The sequence below is a fragment of the Novosphingobium sp. 11B genome, assembly GCF_054589055.1.
In genome coordinates this window covers 1-4355 of record NZ_BAAILP010000154.1, presented here as the reverse complement: position 1 = coordinate 4355, position 4355 = coordinate 1, and the positions used below count along the sequence as shown (strand labels likewise).

Genomic DNA, 4355 nt, shown 5'->3' with positions numbered 1-4355 from the left:
GACAAGCTCAGCCTGAGCGGAATTTAAAAATCTGCTTGGAATACCGCTCAGGCTGAGCTTGTCGAAGCCCCCTAGGCGCAAACCGTCACCGGTTCCGAATCAAGTCCGGGACGACGTTCTTGGGCAATCGGCTTCGCATCTTGAGCAATTGCCCAGGCGCAAAATCGAGTCCATCATCGCGCCATGAACGCACAGGCGCCGGGCAGAGGTGGGGAACTTGTGGGGGGAGGACGCGCGATCGGCGTCGGTTCCCAGTTGCTGGCGCGGTTGTGGTCGGGCGGGGTTCACCGGATCCTCGACCGCATCGACCGCGGGCTGGAGCGTGGCTCGATCATGGCGACGCTTCCCGGCGGGCAGATCCGGCTGCTCGGTGGTCGCCAGCCCGGTTTCGATGCCCTGGTGGAGATCACCAACTGGCGCGCGCTGCTGCGGCTGGCGACGGCGGGCTCGGTCGGCTGGTATCAGGCCTGGGACCTCGGCGAGTGGGACAGCCCGGACCCGGTGCCGCTCTTCGCGCTGTTCATGGACAATGCCATGGCGCTGGGAGACACCGGCCGTGCGCATGGCCCGTGGCGGCTGCTGACCTGCGCGCTCCATGCGCTTCATCGCAACACGCGCAAGGGCTCGCTGAAGAACATCCACGCGCACTACGACCTCGGCAACGACTTCTATGGGCAGTGGCTGGGCGAAACGATGCTCTATTCCAGTGCGCTCTATTCCGAAGTCGTGTCGGGGCCGAACCCTTATGCCCAGTTCGTGACAGAGCTGGACGTCGCGCAGTCGGCCAAGGCGGGCGCCATCGTCGAGCGGCTGGAGCTGGAACCGGGCGACCGGGTGCTGGAAATCGGCTGTGGCTGGGGCACGCTTGCGGCCTTCGTCGCCAGCCATGCCGAGGTGCACGTCGATGCGATCAGCCTCTCTGACCAGCAGCTTGCCTATGCGCGCGAGCGCTGGACGTTCGAGCGAAGCGACGGGCGCGGCAGCGTCGATTTTCGCAAGCAGGACTATCGCGACGTTATCGGTCAGTACGACGCGATCATGTCGGTGGAGATGGTCGAGGCTGTCGGGCAGGCTTATTGGCCGGAGTTTCTCGACTGCATCGCGCGCAATCTGAAGCCGGGCGGGCTGGCGGCGCTGCAACTGATCTCGATGCCGGATGCGATCTTCGAGGGCTATGCCCGCAGCGCCGACTTCATCCAGACCTTCATCTTTCCCGGCGGCATGCTGATACGCGAGAGCGAGTTCCGCGCGTTGGCCGAGGAGAGGGGGCTGGTCTGGGAGGATCGCGTCGGTTTCCGGGCGGACTATGCGCGCACCTTACGCGAATGGCGGGCGAACTTCGATCTCGCGGTGGAGGAAGGGCGTTTGCCCTCGGGTTTCGACGAGCGATTCGTGCGGCTCTGGCGGTTTTATCTGATGTACTGCGAGGGAGGATTTCTCGGCGGAGGGATCGATGTGGCGCAAGTGACGCTGGTTAAGGCGATGCGTTGAGGGGCGACCGTCGAGATCAAAAGCCCGTCATCCCAGCGAAGGCTGGGACCGTTATGCCCATGATGTGTGCCATCGGGACGGCGCTGCTGATTTCAGCAGAGCCTCGCCGAAATCTCCAAATATGCCGAGAGCGATCCCAGCCTTCGCTGGGATGACGGTTAGCGCCGGTCGCGGTTCCAGCGCGTCATGACCGCATCCAGTTCGTGCGGCTCCAGCAACTGCTCGAAAGCGCAGCCGACAAGCCCGTTGTCCCACCACACCACTTTCGCGGGCAGCGCCTCTTCCCTGCCGGGCAGCGTCAGCCAGCACATCGTACGCGGCGCGATGTGGCTCATCGCGGTCGCCGAAAAGCCGGAGAGCGACAAGTCGCGCACAGCCGTCTGGAAACTTTTGGACCCGGAGGGGCGCAGCGTGGCAGGGATCGAAATGCGGTTGCGATGCGCGCTGCGATCTTCCTGCGCGGCGGCGGCGTAGCGTTCCTGCTGGGTGTGATCCATGGGCGACCTCGCGCAAATTACGACGTGTCTACAACGCCAATTTGCCCGATGTGTCCCAGTTTGGGGTTACGATCCGGTTATTGCGGCTGGTTAACGGTTTCCCGGTGGCCTGTCGCGAAACTCTCTCCGAGCAGCGCCGTGAGGTGGTCCGCCACGACTTCGGGCGGCTTGACCGAGGCCGGTGCCTCGCCCGGATAGGCCCGCGCGCGCATGGCGGTGCGGGTGGCGCCGGGGTTGACGATGGCGACGCGAATGTTCGAGGTCTTGGCGGTTTCCTGCGCGTAGCAGTCCAGCAGCACTTCGAACGCGGCCTTGGTGGCGCCGTAGGCACCCCAGTAGGCGCGCGGTGCCTGCGCGACGGTGGTGGTCAGGCCGACCACGCGCGCGTTCGGGCTCTTCTTCAGCAGCGGATCGAAGTTCGCGATCAGCGCCTGCGTCGAGAGGACGTTGGTGGTCAGCGCCTTGTTGAAGGCGCGCTGGTCGATGTCGGCGACGCTGGTGAGTTCGGGCAGAATCGCCGCATTGATTACCAGCACGTCGAGCCGGCCCCAGCGGTCCTGCACGGCACTGGCAAGGCGGGCGATGCCGTCGGGCTCGACCAGATCGACCGGCGCGATCGTGGCCGATCCGCCCGCCTCGTAGATGCGCTCCTCGACGCGTTCGAGCGCCTTGGTATCGCGCCCGGTCAGGACGACATGCGCGCCCTCAGCGGCCAGCGCGACGGCAGTGGCTTCGCCGATACCCCGGCTGGCGCCGGTGACGAGTGCGACCTGATCCTTGAAGGTCACGCTGCATCGAGTTCCGGGAAGCGGTCCGAGAAGTCGGTCAGCTTGGTCGGGTATTCGCCCGAGAAGCAGGCGTCGCAGAACTGCGGGCAGCTCTTCTTGCGCTCCGATTCGCCGACGGCGCGGTAGAGGCCGTCGATCGAGACGAAGGCCAGGCTGTCGGCCTTGATGAAATCGGCCATCGCCTCGGTGTCCATCGTCGCGGCGAGCAGTTTAGAGCGCTCGGGCGTATCGACGCCGTAGAAGCACGAGTGCTCGGTCGGCGGGCTGGCGATGCGCATGTGCACTTCGGCAGCGCCGGCATCGCGCATCATCTCGACGATCTTCTTCGAGGTCGTGCCGCGCACGATCGAATCGTCGATGAGGATGATGCGCTTGCCTTCGACGACGGCGCGGTTGGCGTTGTGTTTGCGCTTCACGTCGGCATGGCGGGCGGCGTCACCGGGCTGGATGAAGGTGCGGCCCACGTAGTGCGAGCGGATGATGCCCAGCTCGAACGGGATGCCCGATTCCTGCGCATAGCCGATCGCGGCAGGGACGCCGCTGTCGGGCACCGGGATCACCACGTCGGCGTCGGCGAAGGATTCCTTGGCCAGTTCGACCCCGATCTGCTTGCGCACCTGGTAGACCGAAAGGCCGTCCATGACCGAGTCGGGGCGCGAGAAATAGACGTGCTCGAAGATGCACGGGCGCGGCGAGGGATTGCCGAAGGGGCGGTGGCTGGAGATCGTACCCTTGTGATCGACCTGCACCATTTCGCCCGGCTCGATCGTGCGCACGAAGTCGGCGCCGACGATGTCGAGCGCGACGGTTTCGGAGGCGAAGACGATGGCGTCGCCGATGCGGCCCATCACCAGCGGGCGGATGCCCAGCGGATCGCGGCAGGCGATCATGCCCTCGGTGGTCATGCAGATCAGCGAGTAGGCGCCTTCCACCATGCGCAGGGCATCGACGAAGCGATCGACGAGCGTGGGATAGCGGCTGGTGGCGACCAGGTGGATGATGACTTCGGTGTCCGAGGTCGACTGGAAGATCGAGCCCTTGGAAACCAGATCGCGCTTGAGCGTCATCGCATTGGAGATGTTGCCGTTATGGGCGATCGAGAAGCCGCCGTCGGCAAGGTCGGCAAACAGCGGCTGGACGTTGCGAAGCCCCGAGCCGCCGGTGGTGGCGTAGCGCACGTGACCCGAGGCCATCGAGCCGGGCAGGGTGTCCACTTCCTTCTGGCGGAACACTTGCGCCACGTGGCCGATGCCGCGGTGCGAGTGGAACTCCGCGCCGGAGAAGCTGGTGATGCCCACCGCCTCCTGCCCGCGATGCTGGAGCGAATGGAGTCCGGCTGCAGTGATGGCCGCAGCTTCCTTTGCCCCGATAACGCCGAAAATACCGCACTCTTCGCGCAGTTTGTCCCCGTCGACATCAAGGAAGGGGTGAGTCATGTTCATGGTATTTTTCCAGCCCGACTGGCGCGTCCAAACGCGACGCGCATTTGGCTGCGATCGCGTCGAAAAGCAAGGGGGAAGGGACGGGCCGTTGAGGGCGGTGGTTCCTGCGCCCGGTTGGTGACGGGAAGATGACGGGT

4 protein-coding genes are annotated in these 4355 nt (G+C 65.1%); 1 reads left to right on the top strand and 3 read right to left on the bottom strand.

Annotation, left to right across the window (positions count from 1 at the left end):
* Window positions 1-183 precede the first annotated feature (183 nt).
* Window positions 184-1491 carry a class I SAM-dependent methyltransferase gene (locus ACYPYD_RS14315; protein ID WP_459663782.1) on the top strand — a complete coding sequence of 436 codons (1308 nt, stop codon included), beginning with the start codon at window positions 184-186 and terminating at the stop codon, window positions 1489-1491.
* A 158-nt stretch (window positions 1492-1649) separates the two neighbouring features.
* Here ACYPYD_RS14315 and ACYPYD_RS14310 read toward each other — a convergent pair whose 3' ends face one another.
* The 3 genes from ACYPYD_RS14310 to purF all read right to left on the bottom strand — a co-directional run bounded on the left by ACYPYD_RS14310 (window position 1650) and on the right by purF (window position 4218).
* Window positions 1650-1988, bottom strand: coding sequence for a PilZ domain-containing protein (locus tag ACYPYD_RS14310; RefSeq protein WP_008829728.1), 339 nt, complete (start codon window positions 1986-1988; stop codon window positions 1650-1652).
* A 77-nt stretch (window positions 1989-2065) separates the two neighbouring features.
* Window positions 2066-2776 (bottom strand): SDR family NAD(P)-dependent oxidoreductase, encoded by a 711-nt coding sequence (locus ACYPYD_RS14305; RefSeq protein ID WP_211150269.1) that lies wholly within the window; start codon window positions 2774-2776, stop codon window positions 2066-2068.
* The gene (gene purF / locus ACYPYD_RS14300; protein WP_008829730.1) at window positions 2773-4218 is read right to left on the bottom strand and encodes an amidophosphoribosyltransferase; all 1446 of its coding nucleotides are present in this window, start codon (window positions 4216-4218) and stop codon (window positions 2773-2775) included. The genes ACYPYD_RS14305 and purF overlap by 4 nt, the downstream gene beginning before the upstream one ends.
* Between the last annotated feature and the right edge of the window lie 137 nt (window positions 4219-4355).

Coding starts and splice junctions, on each gene's coding strand:
- purF (WP_008829730.1), bottom strand. CDS start 4,218: ATGAACATGACTCACCCCTTCCTTGATGTCGACGGGGACAAACTGCGC.
- ACYPYD_RS14315 (WP_459663782.1), top strand. CDS start 184: ATGAACGCACAGGCGCCGGGCAGAGGTGGGGAACTTGTGGGGGGAGGA.
- ACYPYD_RS14310 (WP_008829728.1), bottom strand. CDS start 1,988: ATGGATCACACCCAGCAGGAACGCTACGCCGCCGCCGCGCAGGAAGAT.